The following is a 13,961-nucleotide window of genomic DNA, read 5'->3' as shown; positions in this document are numbered from 1 at the left end:
CCGATTCCCCTTCGCGGACAGGCGACCATGACGCAGCAGATCTTCTTCGCCCATGCCAATGGCTTCCCCTCGGCCACCTACGGCAAGCTGTTCGCTGCGCTGGCCCCCGATTATCACGTCACCCACCTGCCGCAGCACGCGCACGACCCGCGCTTTCCGGTCAACGACAACTGGCAGAACCTGGTCGATGAACTGATCCATCACCTGGAGCAGCAGCCCGAGCCGGTGTGGGGGGTAGGGCACTCGCTGGGCGGGGTGCTGCACCTGCACGCGGCGATGCGCTGCCCGCAGTACTACCGTGGGGTGGTGATGCTCGATTCGCCGGTGCTGACCCGGGCTGACGAGTGGCTGATCCAGCTGGCCAAGCGCTTTGGCTTCATTGACCGCATCACCCCGGCCGGTCGCACCCTGGGACGCCGCGAGGCGTTCGCCGACCGCGAGAGCGCCCGGGCCTACTTCACCGGCAAGGCACTGTTTCGACAGTTCGACCCCGACTGCTTCGAGGCTTATCTGGAACATGGCCTGCAGGACGAGGGCGAGCAGTTGCGCCTGCGCTTCGACCCGGCCACCGAGATCAGCATCTATCGCAGCCTGCCCCACGTAAGCCCCGGCCCGGCCCGCCAGCTGACGCTGCCGCTGGCGATGGTGCGTGGCAGCCAGAGCCGCGTGGTACGCCGCCACCACGCGTATGCCGTGCGCAGCATGCCCAGGGGCGAGTTCCACAGCCTGCCGGGTGGGCACATGTTTCCGCTGGAGCGCCCGCATGACACCGCGAGCCTGATCAAGGGCCTGTTCGATCGCTGGCAGGAAGCGGTGCAATGAGTGGCGTGGAGGAAGTGCGCCTGAACCTGGGGCACATCGAACTGGCGGCTCACCTGTTCGGCCCGCAGCAGGGCATCCCGGTGATCGCCCTGCATGGCTGGCTCGACAACGCCAACACCTTCGCGCGCCTGGCGCCCCGGCTGCATGGGCTGCGCATCGTGGCGCTGGACCTGGCCGGGCATGGCTATTCAGACCATCGGCCGGTGGGCGCCGGCTACGCGCTGTGGGACTACGCCCACGACGTGCTGCGGGTAGCCGAGCAACTGGGCTGGCAACGGTTTGCCCTGCTCGGGCACTCGCTGGGGGCGATCATCTCGGTGATCCTGGCCGGTGCCTTGCCCGAGCGGGTCACCCGCCTGGCGCTGATCGACGGGGTGATCCCGCCCGGCGCCGGCCCCCAGGACACGGCCGAGCGCATGGGCATGGCCTTGCAGGCGCAGTTGCGCCAGGGCGGCAAGGGCAAGACCGTCTACCCGACCCTGGAGCTGGCGGTGCAGGCGCGCATGCAGGGCATGGTCGCGGTCACCCGCGAGGCCGCCGAGCTGCTGGCCCAGCGCGGCCTGATGCCGGTGCCGGGCGGCTACACCTGGCGCAGCGACAGCCGCCTGACCCTGCCGTCGCCGCTGCGCATGAGCGAAGAACAGGCGCTGACCTTCGTGCGCCGCATCGCCTGTCCGACCCAACTGGTGGTGGCCGCCGACGGCATGCTGGCGCGCAACACCACCCTGCTCGAGCAGCTACCCTTCAAGCTGGAACAGCTGCCGGGCGGGCATCACCTGCACCTGAACGACGAGTCGGGCGCCAGCCTTGTTGCAGACTGTTTCAATCGCTTCTTTGCCATTTCTTGACTTGCGGCGGGCAACTGTCGAGGCTTGGCGGGTTGAACAGGGAGACAACCATGACCAAGCGCGACACCGTTGCACCTTTTTTCGCCATCGAGGCCCTTAGCGCCATGGCCCGCCAATGAGTATTTCGCGTCTGATTCGAACAGGCCTTGCCGGCCTGGCCGTGCTTGCCAGCACGCCACTGATGGCCGATCAACTGCCGATTCCGGTGGATGCCAAGGTAGTGGGCCAGACCAGTGCGCAGGAACTGGAGCAGGAACAGGAGCGGGTGTACCCCCTCGGTTCGCTGCGCAAGATCAGCAATGTGGTACGCATGGAGGGCAAGGTCGAGGGCCGCGGCAAGGTCAGCTATGCCACCTACCAGCTGCCGGCCGAGCGCAGTGCCAACGAAGCCTTTACCGCCGCTCGCGAAGCCTTGCAGACCGCAGGTGGCTATCCGCTGTTCTGGTGCCAGGGGCAGGACTGCGGTGAAAGCAGCCTGTGGTCGGCGCAGCTGGCCGGGCGATTCAACCTGACCGGTGCCGACAATCAGCAGGCGTTCATTCTGTTGCGCCGCTCCGGCGCCTCCAGCGACACCCTGGTTGCGCTGTACAGCATCACCAAGGGCAATCGGCGCGCGTACCTGCATGTCGAGGAGTTCGTGGCCAACGCACCGCTGGGCGAGGTGTTGCCCACGCCGGCCACCGTGCAGCGCGAACTGCTGAGCACCGGCAAGCTCGACTATGCCGACCTCAAGGGCGAACCGCAGCCGGCCTGGGTCAACCTGCTGTCGCGCAGCCTCAACCTGAACAGTACCTTGCGCGTGACCCTGACCGGCGCCCAGGCCGAGGCCTGGCGCGAGCAACTGGTCAAGGCCGGGGTGCGCGCAGCACGGCTTGAAGTGGGTACGCAGCCGGCTGCCGGGCTGCATGTCGAACTGATCCGCTGACCGGGGCCGCTATGCTCAACAACGATCGCCTGCTGGTGCAGATCATCCTTATCGGCCTGCTGGGGGCCGGTCTGTGGGTCATGGCCCCGTTCATTTCCGCGCTGCTTTGGGGGGCGATCCTGGCCTATGCCAGCTGGCCGCTGATGCGCCTGCTCACGCGCGTGCTCGGCGGGCGCGAAACCCTCGCGGCGAGTGTACTGACGGGCGTGTGGATGCTGCTGGTGGCATTGCCGCTGGTGTGGCTGGGCTTCAACCTGGCCGACCATATTCGTGATGCCACCGCATTCGTGCGCGACGTGCAGGTCGACGGCCTGCCCGATGCGCCTGCCTGGCTGGGCGGCATACCCTTCGTGGGGGAGCGCCTGGTCGGCTTCTGGGACACCCTCGACCAGCAGGGCGCGGCCATGCTGGCGGCGATCAAGCCACACCTGGGGCAGGTGGGCAACTGGTTGCTGGCCCGCAGTGCGCAGATCGGCGGCGGGATTCTCGAACTGACCCTGAGCCTGGTGTTCGTGTTCTTCTTCTACCGTGACGGGCCGCGGCTGTCGGCCTTCGTGCTGCGCCTGCTGAACCGCCTGATCGGCGAGCGCGCCGAATACTACCTGGACCTGGTGGCTGGCACCGTGCAACGGGTGGTCAACGGCGTGATCGGCACCGCAGCGGCGCAAGCCCTGCTGGCGCTGATCGGCTTCCTGATCGCCGGGGTGCCGGGCGCGCTGGTGCTGGGCCTGGTGACCTTCCTGCTCAGCCTGATCCCAATGGGGCCGCCGCTGGCCTGGGTGCCGGCCACCGCATGGCTGGCGTGGCAGGGCCAGTACGGCATGGCGGTGTTCCTGGGGATCTGGGGCACGTTCATCATCAGTGGCGTGGACAACGTGCTCAAGCCCTACCTGATCAGCCGGGGCGGCAACCTGCCGCTGGTGATCGTGCTGCTGGGGGTGTTTGGCGGGTTGCTGGCGTTCGGCTTCATCGGCCTGTTCATCGGCCCCACGCTGCTGGCAGTGGCCTACAGCCTGCTGCTGGACTGGACCCGCAGCGAGCCGCAGCACCCGCCGCGGGCCTGATCGCACCGGCCTGGCTGGCCGGGCCGCCCTTGCCAGGCGCCGGCCCTGCCGGCCAACGGGGCGTCCCAGCCATGCCGACTCGCTCTCTTTACGCATTCTTTATACCCAACCCTCGCTAGCCCTCTCGCCCCTTTACGCCCCCCCTCCCGACAATCACCGTCAGCGGCACCGTGCCGCGGGACGGAGATTCTTCATGAGCATTCTGGACGGGGTGTCACTGCTGCTGGCAGTGGCGTTGTTTGTGTACCTGATGGCCGCGCTGCTGCGCGCCGATCGCGGTTAGGAGCAGCCATGCACAGTTACGATTACGCATTGCTGCTGGCCTTTTTCGCCCTGGTGCTGCTGCCGGCGCCCTGGCTGGGCCGCTTCTACTACAAGGTGATGGAAGGCCAGCGCACCTGGCTGAGCCCGCTGCTGGGGCCGGTGGAGCGGGGCTGCTACCGGCTGGCCGGGGTCGACCCCGCCACCGAGCAGAGCTGGAAGACGTACGCCCTGGCGCTGCTTGCCTTCAACCTTGCAGGCTTCGGGCTGCTGTTTGCCGTATTGCTGCTGCAAGGGCACCTGCCGCTGAACCCGCAGCACCTGCCCGGCCAGGAGTGGTCGCTGGCGTTCAACACCGCCGTCAGCTTCATGACCAACACCAACTGGCAGTCCTACAGCGGCGAAGCCTCGCTCAGCTACCTGAGCCAGATGCTCGGCCTCACCGTGCAGAACTTCGTCAGCGCCGCCACCGGCCTTGCCGTGCTGGTCGCGCTGTGTCGTGGCATTGCCCGACGCTCGGCCAGCACCCTGGGCAACTTCTGGGTCGACATGACCCGCGCCACCCTCTACGGGCTGCTGCCGCTGTGCCTGCTGCTGGCGCTGCTGCTGGTATGGCAGGGCGTGCCGCAGACCTTCACCGATTATGTGCATGCACTGACCCTGCAGGGCGCCGACCAGGTGATCCCGCTGGGCCCGGCTGCCAGCCAGATCGCGATCAAGCAGCTGGGCACCAACGGCGGCGGCTTTTTCGGGGTGAACTCGGCGCACCCGTTCGAGAACCCCAGCGCCTGGAGCAACCTGTTCGAGGTGGCCTCGATCATCCTGATTCCGGTGGCCCTGGTGTTCACCTTCGGCCACTACGTCAAGGACCTGCGCCAGAGCCGGGCGATCATCGCCTGCATGCTTGCGCTGTTCGTGATCGGCGGCGCCACCGCGCTGTGGTCGGAGTACCAGCCCAACCCCACCCTGAACAGCCCGCTGGTGGAGCAGACCGCGCCGCTGGAAGGCAAGGAGAGCCGCTTCGGCACCACCGCCAGCGTGCTCTGGAGCGTGACCACCACCGCGGCCTCCAACGGCTCGGTGAACAACATGCACGACAGCCTCAACCCGCTCAGCGGCATGGTCGCGCTGGTCAACATGATGGTCGGCGAGGTGATTTTCGGCGGCGTCGGCGCCGGGCTCTACGGCATGCTGCTCAACGTGCTGATCGCGGTGTTCCTGGCCGGGTTGATGATTGGTCGTACCCCTGAATACCTGGGCAAGAAGCTGCAGGCCCGCGAGGTGCAACTACTGGTCGCCACATTGCTGGTGATGCCGGTGGGCGTGTTGGTGCTCGGCGCGCTGGCCACCAGCCTGCCGGGGCCTGCCGCCGCGGTCAGCAACCCGGGCCCGCACGGCTTCAGCCAGTTGCTGTACGCCTACACCTCGGCCAGTGCCAATAACGGCTCGGCGTTTGCCGGGCTGGGCGCCAACACCACTTTCCACAACCTGATGATCGGCCTGGGCATGTTGATCGGGCGCTTCGGCTACATCCTGCCGGTGCTGGCCCTGGCCGGCAGCCTGGCGCTGAAGAAGAGCGCGCCGGTGGGCCAGAACAGCTTCCCGACCCATGGCCCGCTGTTCGTCACGCTGCTGCTGGTGACCATCCTGCTGATCGGTGGCCTGACCTTCCTGCCGGCCCTGGCCCTGGGCCCGGTTGCTGAATACCTGAGCCTGGGCTTGTGAGGAGCCGACCATGAACCTGCCTGTTTCCGAAGTGAAGGCGGTCCCGTCCGCCACTGCCCGCACCACCTTCGCCGCGCTCTGGCGCCCGGCCCTGGTGCAGGCATTCGTCAAGCTCGACCCGCGCCAGCTCAAGCGCGCCCCGGTGATGCTGGTGGTGGAACTGACCGCTATCTTCACCACCCTGTTGTGCCTGCTGCCCAGCGACGTACCCACCGGCGTATCGGTGCAGATCGCCGTGTGGCTGTGGTTCACCGTGCTGTTCGCCAACTTCGCCGAGGCCCTGGCCGAAGGCCGTGGCAAGGCCCGCGCCGACAGCCTCAAGGCCGGCAGCCAGGGCCTGAACGCGCGGCGGCGCATGGCCTCGGGCGAGTTCGAGGTGGTGCCGGCCAGTGACCTGCGCAAAGGCGATGTGGTGCGTGTGGATGCCGGGGAGATGATCCCCGGTGACGGCGAGGTGATCGAAGGGATCGCCGCGGTCAACGAGGCGGCGATCACCGGCGAGTCCGCACCGGTGATCCGCGAGTCTGGCGGCGACCGCTCTGCGGTCACCGGCAACACCCGGCTGGTGTCCGACTGGCTGCTGGTGCAGATCACCAGCAACCCGGGCGAGTCGACCCTGGACCGCATGATCGCCCTGGTCGAGGGCGCCAAACGCCAGAAGACGCCCAACGAGGTGGCCCTGGACATCCTGCTGATCGGCCTGACGCTGATCTTCCTGGTGGTAGTGGTCACGCTGCAGCCCTTCGCGCACTTTGCCGGCGGCAGCATCCCGATGGTGTTTCTGGTGGCCTTGCTGGTGACCCTGATCCCCACCACCATCGGCGGTCTGCTGTCGGCTATCGGCATCGCCGGCATGGACCGCCTGGTGCGGCTCAACGTGATTGCCCGTTCGGGGCGTGCAGTGGAAGCGGCCGGCGACGTGCACGTGCTGCTGCTGGACAAGACCGGCACCATCACCTTCGGCAATCGCCGTTGCAGTGCGGTGCACGCCGCCCCCGGCATCACTGCCCGCGAGCTGGGCGAGGGCGCCTTGCTGGCCTCGCTGGCCGACGACACCGCCGAAGGCAAGTCGATCGTCGACTACCTGCGCCAGTTGCATGACTTCACCCCACCCGACGCTGCACACCTGGTGCCGGTGGCCTTCAGCGCCGAAACCCGCCTGTCGGGCGTCGACTTCGGCGCCCAGCGCTACCGCAAGGGCGCGGTGGATTCGGTACTGGCGTTCGTCGGCATGCAGCGCCTGGACCTGCCGGCCGCCCTGGCCCGTGAAGTCGACCGCATTGCCCAGAGTGGCGGTACACCGTTGCTGGTGTGCGTGGACAAGCGCCTGCTGGGCGTTATCCATCTCAAGGACGTGGTCAAGCCCGGCATTCGCGAGCGCTTCGCCGAGCTGCGCAAACTGGGCATTCGCACCGTGATGGTGACCGGAGACAACCCGCTGACCGCCGCGGCGATTGCCGCCGAGGCCGGGGTCGACGACGTGCTGGCCGAGGCCACGCCGGAAAAGAAGCTGGCACGCATTCGCCAGGAACAGAACGACGGGCGCCTGGTAGCCATGTGCGGCGACGGCGCCAACGACGCCCCGGCGCTGGCCCAGGCGGATGTCGGCATGGCCATGAATGACGGCACCCAGGCGGCCCGCGAGGCGGCCAACATGGTCGACCTGGACAGCGACCCGACCAAGTTGCTGGATGTGGTACAGGTGGGCAAGGAACTGCTGGTGACCCGTGGCGCGCTCACCACCTTTTCCATTGCCAACGACGTGGCCAAGTACTTCGCCATCCTGCCGGCGCTGTTCGCTGCGATCTACCCGCAACTGGGCGTGCTCAACCTGATGCAACTGGCCAGCCCGCAGAGCGCCATCGTCTCGGCGATCGTGTTCAACGCGCTGATCATCGTGGTGCTGATCCCGCTGGCGCTGCGCGGGGTACGGGTGCAGGCCGCCAGCGCTGCCCACCTGCTGCGGCGCAACCTGCTGATCTACGGTCTGGGCGGGCTGCTGGTGCCGTTCGTGGGGATCAAGCTGATCGATCTGGCGCTCAATGCGCTGCACCTTGTGTGAACTGGGAGATGAACATGACGACGCTAGTACGCCCGGCCCTGAGCCTGATTGTGTTGATGACCCTGATCACCGGCGCGGTGTACCCGCTGGTGGTCACCGGGGTCGCCCAGGTGGCGTTCCCCGAGCAGGCCAACGGCAGCCTGCTGCGCGACGACAGTGGCCAGGTGCGCGGCTCGCGCCTGCTGGCCCAGCCGTTCAGTGGCGCGGGCTGGTTTCAGCCGCGGCCCTCGGCGGCCGACTATGCCACGGTGTCCAGCGGTGCCAGCAACCTGGCGCCGAGCAACCCGGCGTTGGCCAAACGCGTGGGCGAGCAGGCCCAGGCGCTGTATGTGCCGGCACAAGGCCCGGTGCCGCTGGCGCTGCTGACCACCTCCGGCAGCGGCCTGGACCCGCACCTGCCGCCAGCAGCCGTGGCCTATCAGCTGGCGCGGGTGGCCGCGGCGCGGCAATTGCCGCTGCCCACCTTGCAAGCCCTGGTGGAGCAGTCCACCCTGCACCCACTGGTGGGGCCGCCGGTGGTCAATATCCTGGCCCTGAATGCGGCCCTCGACCAGCTCGCACCTGCTTCGAAATAAGGACGTGTGTCGACCATGAGTGATTCTGAACGCGCCGATGCGTTGTTGGCCGAGTTGCCGCGCGAGGGGCGCGGCCGGCTCAAGGTGTTCCTGGGCGCAGCGCCCGGCGTAGGCAAGACCTACGCCATGCTGCAGGCCGCCCATGCGCAGTTGCGCCAGGGGGTGAGGGTGCTGGCGGGCATCGTCGAAACCCATGGGCGCAGCGAAACCGAGGCGCTGCTGGGCGGCTTGCCGCAACAGCCGCTGGTGCGCTCCGAGTACCGTGGCGTGCAGTTGGAGGAAATGGACCTGGACGGCCTGCTCAAGGCCGCCCCGCAACTGGCGCTGGTGGACGAGCTGGCCCACAGCAACGCCCCCGGCAGCCGCCACGCCAAGCGTTGGCAGGACGTGCAGGAGCTGCTGTCGGCCGGTATCGACGTGTACACCACGGTCAACGTGCAGCACCTGGAAAGCCTCAATGACCATGTGCGCGGCATCACCGGCGTGCAGGTGCGCGAAACGCTACCCGACTGGGTGCTGCAGGAAGCCTTCGAACTGGTGCTGATCGACCTGCCGCCGCGCGAGCTGCTAGAACGCCTGCGCGACGGCAAGGTGTACGTGCCGGAGCAGGCGCGGGCGGCGATCGATGCGTTCTTCACCCAGACCAACCTGACGGCCCTGCGCGAGCTGGCGATGCAGACCGCCGCCGCCCAGGTCGATGCCGACCTCGCCCACGGCTACCGCAGCCTGGGCCAGGATGCGCCGGCGCTGCGTGGGCGCCTGCTGGTGGGGGTGGATGGCGATGCCCAGGCCGAGCGCCTGGTACGTCATGCCAGCCGCGTGGCACAGCGCCGCCACCTGCCCTGGAGCCTGGTGCACGTGGACAACGGCCGCCTGCGCGACGAAACCGCACGCCAGCGCCTGCAGGCCGCCCAGCAGCTGGCCGAGCGGCTGGGCGGCGAAGTGGTGGTGCTGCGCGCCGGCGAGGTGGCCAACACCTTGATCCAGCATGCGCTGGAGCGGCGTGCGAGCCTGGTGCTGGTGGGCCAGTCGCGTGATCGGCTGCGTCGGCGCTGGTTCGGTGCCGGTGTGGCGGCGCGCCTGTTGCGCGAGGCCCACGGGCTGGAAATCAACGTGCTCGACCGCGACGCACAGCCAGAACCGGTCAGCGCTCCGGTGGCGCGAGCCTGGGCCTGGCGCCACTACCTGCTGGCGCTGCTTGCCACCGTGCTGGCCAGTGCACTGGCCTGGGGCGTGGCCGGGGTGCTGGCGCTGCCCAACATCTCGCTGGTGTTTCTGGCAGCAGTGCTGCTGGTGGCGGTGCGCAGCAGCTTGGGCCCGGCGCTGGTGTGCGCCGCGCTGTCGTTTCTGGCCTACGACTTTCTGTTCATACCGCCGAATTTCTCGCTGAGCATCCAGCGCGAGGAGGACGTGCTGACCCTGGTGTTCTTTCTGCTGATGGCCGCCCTGACCGGCAACCTGGCGGCGCGCCAGCGGCGTCAGTTGCAGGCGCTGCGCGAAACCCAGGAGCAGACCGGCCAATTGCTGGACCTGACCCGCCGGCTGACCGCAGCCACCGACCGCCAGGCGGTGTTCAATGCCGCCAGCCACCACCTGGAGGGCTGGACGGACGTGCAGATGTGCCTGCTCGAACGCGATGCCGAAGGTCGCCTGCAGGTGGCCAGCGGCGGTGCCCTGCAGTTCAATGACACCGAGCGGGCGGCCGCCGACTGGGCCTGGCAGCATGACCAGGCCGCCGGCCTTGGCAGCGACACCTTGCCCAACGGGCGCTGGTGGTGGTGGCCGCTGTCGGTGGAGGAAGGCCCGCTGGCCCTGCTGGGGGTACGCCCGCGCGAGGGCCAGGTGCTGACGGCCCAGCGCCGGCGCCTGCTCAAAGCCCTCAGCCAGCCATTGGCCCAGGCCCTGGCCCGGGCGCGGTTGGCCGATCAGCTGGAGGCGGCGCGCCTGCACGGCGAAACCGAACAGTTGCGCAGTGCCTTGCTGGCCTCGGTGTCCCACGACCTGCGCACCCCGTTGACTGCCATGCGCGGCAGCATCGACAGCCTGCTGGCACTGGGTGAGGCAATCAGTCAGCACGACCGTCGCGAGCTGCTCGAAGGTACCCGCGACGAGGCCGAGCGCCTGGACCGTTACATCCAGAACCTGCTCGACATGACCCGCCTGGGGCATGGCGGGCTCAAGCTCGCGCGCGACTGGGTGGCGCCGACCGACATCGTCGGCAGCGCCCTTAGCCGCCTGCGCGTGGTGCTGGCCCCGTTGCAGTTGCGCACCGAGGTGCCGGCAGAGCTGCCGCTGCTGTTCGTGCATGCCGCACTGATCGAGCAGGCCCTGATCAATGTGCTGGAGAACGCGGCGCGCTTCTCGCCGGCCCACGGGCGCCTCGAACTGCGGGTGAGTGTGGAAGGCGAGCAGCTGTGCCTGGCCGTCGCCGACGAGGGCCCGGGGATTGCGCCGCAGGACCGGGCGCGCATCTTCGACATGTTCTACACCGCTGCGCGCGGGGACCGGGGCGGGCAGGGCACGGGGCTGGGGCTGGCGATCTGCCAGGGCATGATCGGCGCCCATGGCGGGCAGATCCGTGTAGAGGACGGCATCGATGGCCGTGGCACCTGCATCACACTATGCTTGCCGCTTCCGGCCCAACCTGAACTGGACAGCGAGACCCCATGAGCCAGACCGCGACCGTGCTGGTCATCGACGACGAACCGCAGATCCGCAAGTTCCTGCGCATCAGCCTTGGCTCGCAGGGCTACAAGGTGCTGGAGGCGGGCACCGGTGCCGAGGGCCTGAGCCAGGCGGCGCTGGGTCGGCCGGAGCTGGTGGTGCTCGACCTGGGGTTGCCCGACATGGACGGGCAGCAGGTGCTGCGCGAACTGCGCGAATGGAGCCAGGTGCCGGTGCTGGTGTTGTCGGTGCGGGCCAGCGAAGTGCAGAAGGTCGAGGCGCTGGACGGCGGGGCCAATGACTACGTGACCAAGCCGTTCGGCATCCAGGAGTTTCTGGCGCGGGTGCGCGCATTGCTGCGCCAGGTGCCCCAGGCGGTGGCCGAAGAGTCGGCGCCGCGCTTCGGCCCGTTGACCGTGGACCTTGCCTACCGGCGCGTGACCCTGGCGGGCGAGGAGGTGGCGCTGACCCGCAAGGAGTATGCGTTGCTGGCGCAACTGGCGCGTCACCCGGGGCGGGTGATCACCCAGCAGCAGTTGCTCAAGGATATCTGGGGCCCCACCCATGTGGAGGACAGCCACTACCTGCGCATCGTGGTGGCGCATGTGCGGCAGAAACTGGGGGACGACCCGACGGCGCCGCGGTTCATCGTGACCGAGCCGGGGGTGGGGTATCGGTTGATCGGGCCGGAGCAGGCTTGAGGGCCTCTTCGCCGGCCTAGCGCCTCTCGGCCTCATAGTTGTCCAGCGTATCGCGTGCAATCTCGCGTCCCAGCGCGATCAGCTCCGGCGCCTTGTAGAACTCGAAGAACCGGCACACCCGCTTGGGCACGTTGATCAGTACATCCGGCGGGTAGCCGGCGATCTTGTACTGCGCCAGCGACGTCTGCATCACCTCGAAGCTCTGGTTGATCAGGTCCAGCAGCGAAGCCGGGCCCACGTTGTCGACAATGAACGAGCCGGCCGCCGATTTCGGCGCGCCGTCAGTCTCGGGCGCCGCCGAGGGCTGCTGCGCCTCGGGCTCGGCCGCATCGCTGAGCCACGGGTTGGGCGCCGCCTGCTCGATGCGGATCAGCCCTTCGGCGGCCTTGCGCCGGAACGGCAGGTGCGAGCCCAGCGAGTTGATCAGGTTGTCGAAGCGCAACTTGAACGCCGCCGGCCGCTCGATCACCGGCAACTGGTAATGCTTCTGGTTGGTGGAGTTGAGGTTCACCGCCACGATCAGGTCGCAGTGGCTGGACACCACCGGGATGATCGGCAACGGGTTGAGGATGCCGCCATCGACCAGCATGCGGTTGCCCTGCACCACGGGGGTGAACAGGCTGGGGATCGCCGCCGAGGCGCGCATGGCCTGGTGCAGGCAGCCTTCCTGGAACCAGATCTCCTGCTGGTTGGTGAGGTCGGCCGCCACTGCGGTGTAGGGGATGCGCAGGTTCTCGATGTTGACCTCGCCGACGATCTTGCGGATCTGCCCGAACACCTTCTCGCCGCGAATCGCGCCCAGCCTGAAACTCACGTCCACCAGGCGCAGCACATCCAGGTAATCCAGGCTCTCGATCCAGCGTCGGTAGTCGTCGAGCTTGCCGGCGGCGTAGATGCCGCCGATCACCGCGCCCATCGAACACCCGGCAATGCAGGCGATGTCGTAGCCGCGCCGCTCCAGCTCCTCGATCACGCCGATGTGTGCATACCCTCGGGCGCCCCCCGACCCCAGCACCAGTGCTACGCGTTTGCTCATGGTCGTTCCTTGCGGCTGTTCTGCTCGTGGGCCTAACAATGCACCCATTCAGGGCTGTGCTTCAATCGTGACAAGCGCTGGGCTACGCTGAGCAGGGCACTTTTCAGCGTGCGTGCCGTCGAAGTGCCACCCCGAACATTTTCCTTTTGAGGTAACACCGATGAAAGCCTGGATCTGCCTGCCCCTGATTGCCCTGGTACTGAGCGGCTGCGCCGGCAAGACGGCGTACCGGGACAGCTGCGCCAATCAGCTGGATTCGGCCTGGAAGGAGCTGGACCTGGCCAAGGCCGAGGGCTTCGCCGGCACGGTCAGCTATTCCAAGGCCCTGTCGCTGCTGACCGGCGCCAAGACCCAGCAGCAGTTCGAAGCTTTCGAAGGCTGCAGCAACAAGGCCGAGAAGGCACGCTTCTACATCCGTGAATCGCGCGCCGGGCGCTGAGGGAGGACCAGGCCATGTCGGCAATGCTCGACCATGTGATCGCCCAGGTGCTGACCCTGCACGTGCGCCTGCTGGCCTGCCAGGCGCGCCTGGCGGCCAATACCGACAGTGAGGCGCTGCATGACCTGCGTACCAGCGTGCGTCGCCTGCGCAGCCTGCTGCGGCCCCTGCGCGGGCTGCCGGGGGTGGACAAGCTGGAGGATGCTGCCGCCGAGCTGGGGCGCCTGACCACGCCGCTGCGCGATCGCGAGGTGCTGGCCGCGCAGTTGCTCGAACGCGGGCTGCCCGAGGTGGCCCGCCAGCAGCTTGGCGACCCGGCCCGCACCTTTGCCCGGGTGGCGGCCAGCGCCGAGCTTGCGCGGCTGCTGGCGATCATCGATGCCTTCCCGATGTTCCTGCGCGCGGCCCAGCGCCAGGGCCTGGTACGCCGCCTGGAGGCGCGGGTGGGCAAGCGCCTGCACAAGCAGTGGCGCAACCTGCAGGCGGCCATGAACGACCCGGCGCACGACCGCCACCGCCTGCGCCTGCTGATCAAGCGGGTGCGTTATGGCGCCGAGGCCTATCCACAGCTCGAACGCCTGCGCCCGGCCCTGCGCCGCGGGCTCAAGCGCGCCCAGGGCGATCTGGGCGACTGGCACGACCTGTTGCAGTGGCTGTTGCAGGCCGAGCAGCAGCCTGGCCTGGCGCCCTGCGTGGCGCACTGGCAGGCGCAACAGGCGGCGGCCGAGCAACGTGCCGACCGCACGCTGGAGACACTGCTGAGCGAAATCCAACGTCGATAAGTCGCGTGTTTGGCGCAAATGCGGCCTGTGCGCGGCGCGGCGGCTGGTTAACATCGC

The 13,961-nt window shown here is 68.2% G+C and carries 13 protein-coding genes; 12 read left to right on the top strand and 1 reads right to left on the bottom strand.

The features are described from left to right. The first annotated feature begins 27 nt into the window (after positions 1-27). The 10 genes from V9K84_RS12555 to V9K84_RS12510 all read left to right on the top strand — a co-directional run bounded on the left by V9K84_RS12555 (position 28) and on the right by V9K84_RS12510 (position 11,647). A complete protein-coding gene (locus tag V9K84_RS12555; RefSeq protein ID WP_054915681.1) occupies positions 28-822 on the top strand; it encodes an alpha/beta hydrolase in 795 nt (264 codons plus the stop codon). Continuing rightward, entirely contained in the window at positions 819-1,670 is an 852-nt protein-coding gene (locus tag V9K84_RS12550) for an alpha/beta hydrolase (protein WP_058541868.1), read from the top strand. The genes V9K84_RS12555 and V9K84_RS12550 overlap by 4 nt, the downstream gene beginning before the upstream one ends. Positions 1,671-1,785: 115 nt before the next feature. Further along, on the top strand, positions 1,786-2,595 hold the full coding sequence (locus V9K84_RS12545) for a DUF4892 domain-containing protein (RefSeq protein WP_043863109.1): 810 nt from the start codon (positions 1,786-1,788) through the stop codon (positions 2,593-2,595). A gap of 11 nt (positions 2,596-2,606) precedes the next feature. Next, a complete protein-coding gene (locus V9K84_RS12540) occupies positions 2,607-3,659 on the top strand; it encodes an AI-2E family transporter (RefSeq protein ID WP_043863108.1) in 1,053 nt (350 codons plus the stop codon). Positions 3,660-3,852: 193 nt separating this feature from the next. Further along, positions 3,853-3,942, top strand: coding sequence for a K(+)-transporting ATPase subunit F (gene kdpF / locus V9K84_RS12535; RefSeq protein ID WP_043863107.1), 90 nt, complete (start codon positions 3,853-3,855; stop codon positions 3,940-3,942). Between the two features lie 8 nt (positions 3,943-3,950). Beyond that, on the top strand, positions 3,951-5,645 hold the full coding sequence (kdpA, locus tag V9K84_RS12530; protein WP_054915683.1) for a potassium-transporting ATPase subunit KdpA: 1,695 nt from the start codon (positions 3,951-3,953) through the stop codon (positions 5,643-5,645). Positions 5,646-5,655: 10 nt separating this feature from the next. Further along, positions 5,656-7,707 (top strand): potassium-transporting ATPase subunit KdpB, encoded by a 2,052-nt coding sequence (gene kdpB, locus V9K84_RS12525; RefSeq protein WP_088515670.1) that lies wholly within the window; start codon positions 5,656-5,658, stop codon positions 7,705-7,707. 14 nt (positions 7,708-7,721) lie between these two features. Beyond that, positions 7,722-8,282, top strand: coding sequence for a potassium-transporting ATPase subunit KdpC (gene kdpC / locus V9K84_RS12520; RefSeq protein WP_054915735.1), 561 nt, complete (start codon positions 7,722-7,724; stop codon positions 8,280-8,282). Positions 8,283-8,297: 15 nt separating this feature from the next. Beyond that, entirely contained in the window at positions 8,298-10,952 is a 2,655-nt protein-coding gene (locus V9K84_RS12515; RefSeq protein WP_043863104.1) for a sensor histidine kinase KdpD, read from the top strand. Further along, on the top strand, positions 10,949-11,647 hold the full coding sequence (locus tag V9K84_RS12510) for a response regulator (protein ID WP_043863103.1): 699 nt from the start codon (positions 10,949-10,951) through the stop codon (positions 11,645-11,647). The genes V9K84_RS12515 and V9K84_RS12510 overlap by 4 nt, the downstream gene beginning before the upstream one ends. 16 nt (positions 11,648-11,663) lie before the next feature. Here the strand turns inward: V9K84_RS12510 and V9K84_RS12505 are convergent, their stop codons facing one another. Further along, complete coding sequence (locus tag V9K84_RS12505; RefSeq protein ID WP_078480475.1) at positions 11,664-12,683, bottom strand: patatin-like phospholipase family protein; 1,020 nt, start codon at positions 12,681-12,683, stop codon at positions 11,664-11,666. 160 nt (positions 12,684-12,843) lie between these two features. Here V9K84_RS12505 and V9K84_RS12500 point away from each other — a divergent pair, with 160 nt between their 5' ends. Together V9K84_RS12500 and V9K84_RS12495 are read left to right on the top strand one after the other, a co-directional pair. After that, on the top strand, positions 12,844-13,122 hold the full coding sequence (locus V9K84_RS12500; protein WP_043863101.1) for a hypothetical protein: 279 nt from the start codon (positions 12,844-12,846) through the stop codon (positions 13,120-13,122). Positions 13,123-13,136: 14 nt separating this feature from the next. After that, positions 13,137-13,904 carry a CHAD domain-containing protein gene (locus V9K84_RS12495; protein ID WP_043863100.1) on the top strand — a complete coding sequence of 256 codons (768 nt, stop codon included), beginning with the start codon at positions 13,137-13,139 and terminating at the stop codon, positions 13,902-13,904. The last annotated feature ends 57 nt before the right edge of the window (positions 13,905-13,961 follow it).

The sequence above is a fragment of the Pseudomonas sp. AE27 genome, assembly GCF_037113495.1.
GTDB classification, from domain to species: Bacteria; Pseudomonadota; Gammaproteobacteria; order Pseudomonadales; family Pseudomonadaceae; genus Aquipseudomonas; species Aquipseudomonas palmensis.
The sequence above is the reverse complement of the archived record's forward strand: the minus strand, read 5'-3'. Positions and strand labels throughout refer to the sequence as shown.

Excerpts from the sequence above, each read along its gene's own strand:
- kdpA (WP_054915683.1), top strand. The coding sequence starts at position 3,951 with ATGCACAGTTACGATTACGCATTGCTGCTGGCCTTTTTCGCCCTGGTG.
- V9K84_RS12510 (WP_043863103.1), top strand. The coding sequence starts at position 10,949 with ATGAGCCAGACCGCGACCGTGCTGGTCATCGACGACGAACCGCAGATC.
- kdpF (WP_043863107.1), top strand. The coding sequence starts at position 3,853 with ATGAGCATTCTGGACGGGGTGTCACTGCTGCTGGCAGTGGCGTTGTTT.
- V9K84_RS12495 (WP_043863100.1), top strand. The coding sequence starts at position 13,137 with ATGTCGGCAATGCTCGACCATGTGATCGCCCAGGTGCTGACCCTGCAC.
- V9K84_RS12545 (WP_043863109.1), top strand. The coding sequence starts at position 1,786 with ATGAGTATTTCGCGTCTGATTCGAACAGGCCTTGCCGGCCTGGCCGTG.
- kdpB (WP_088515670.1), top strand. The coding sequence starts at position 5,656 with ATGAACCTGCCTGTTTCCGAAGTGAAGGCGGTCCCGTCCGCCACTGCC.
- kdpC (WP_054915735.1), top strand. The coding sequence starts at position 7,722 with ATGACGACGCTAGTACGCCCGGCCCTGAGCCTGATTGTGTTGATGACC.
- V9K84_RS12555 (WP_054915681.1), top strand. The coding sequence starts at position 28 with ATGACGCAGCAGATCTTCTTCGCCCATGCCAATGGCTTCCCCTCGGCC.
- V9K84_RS12515 (WP_043863104.1), top strand. The coding sequence starts at position 8,298 with ATGAGTGATTCTGAACGCGCCGATGCGTTGTTGGCCGAGTTGCCGCGC.
- V9K84_RS12550 (WP_058541868.1), top strand. The coding sequence starts at position 819 with ATGAGTGGCGTGGAGGAAGTGCGCCTGAACCTGGGGCACATCGAACTG.
- V9K84_RS12540 (WP_043863108.1), top strand. The coding sequence starts at position 2,607 with ATGCTCAACAACGATCGCCTGCTGGTGCAGATCATCCTTATCGGCCTG.
- V9K84_RS12500 (WP_043863101.1), top strand. The coding sequence starts at position 12,844 with ATGAAAGCCTGGATCTGCCTGCCCCTGATTGCCCTGGTACTGAGCGGC.
- V9K84_RS12505 (WP_078480475.1), bottom strand. The coding sequence starts at position 12,683 with ATGAGCAAACGCGTAGCACTGGTGCTGGGGTCGGGGGGCGCCCGAGGG.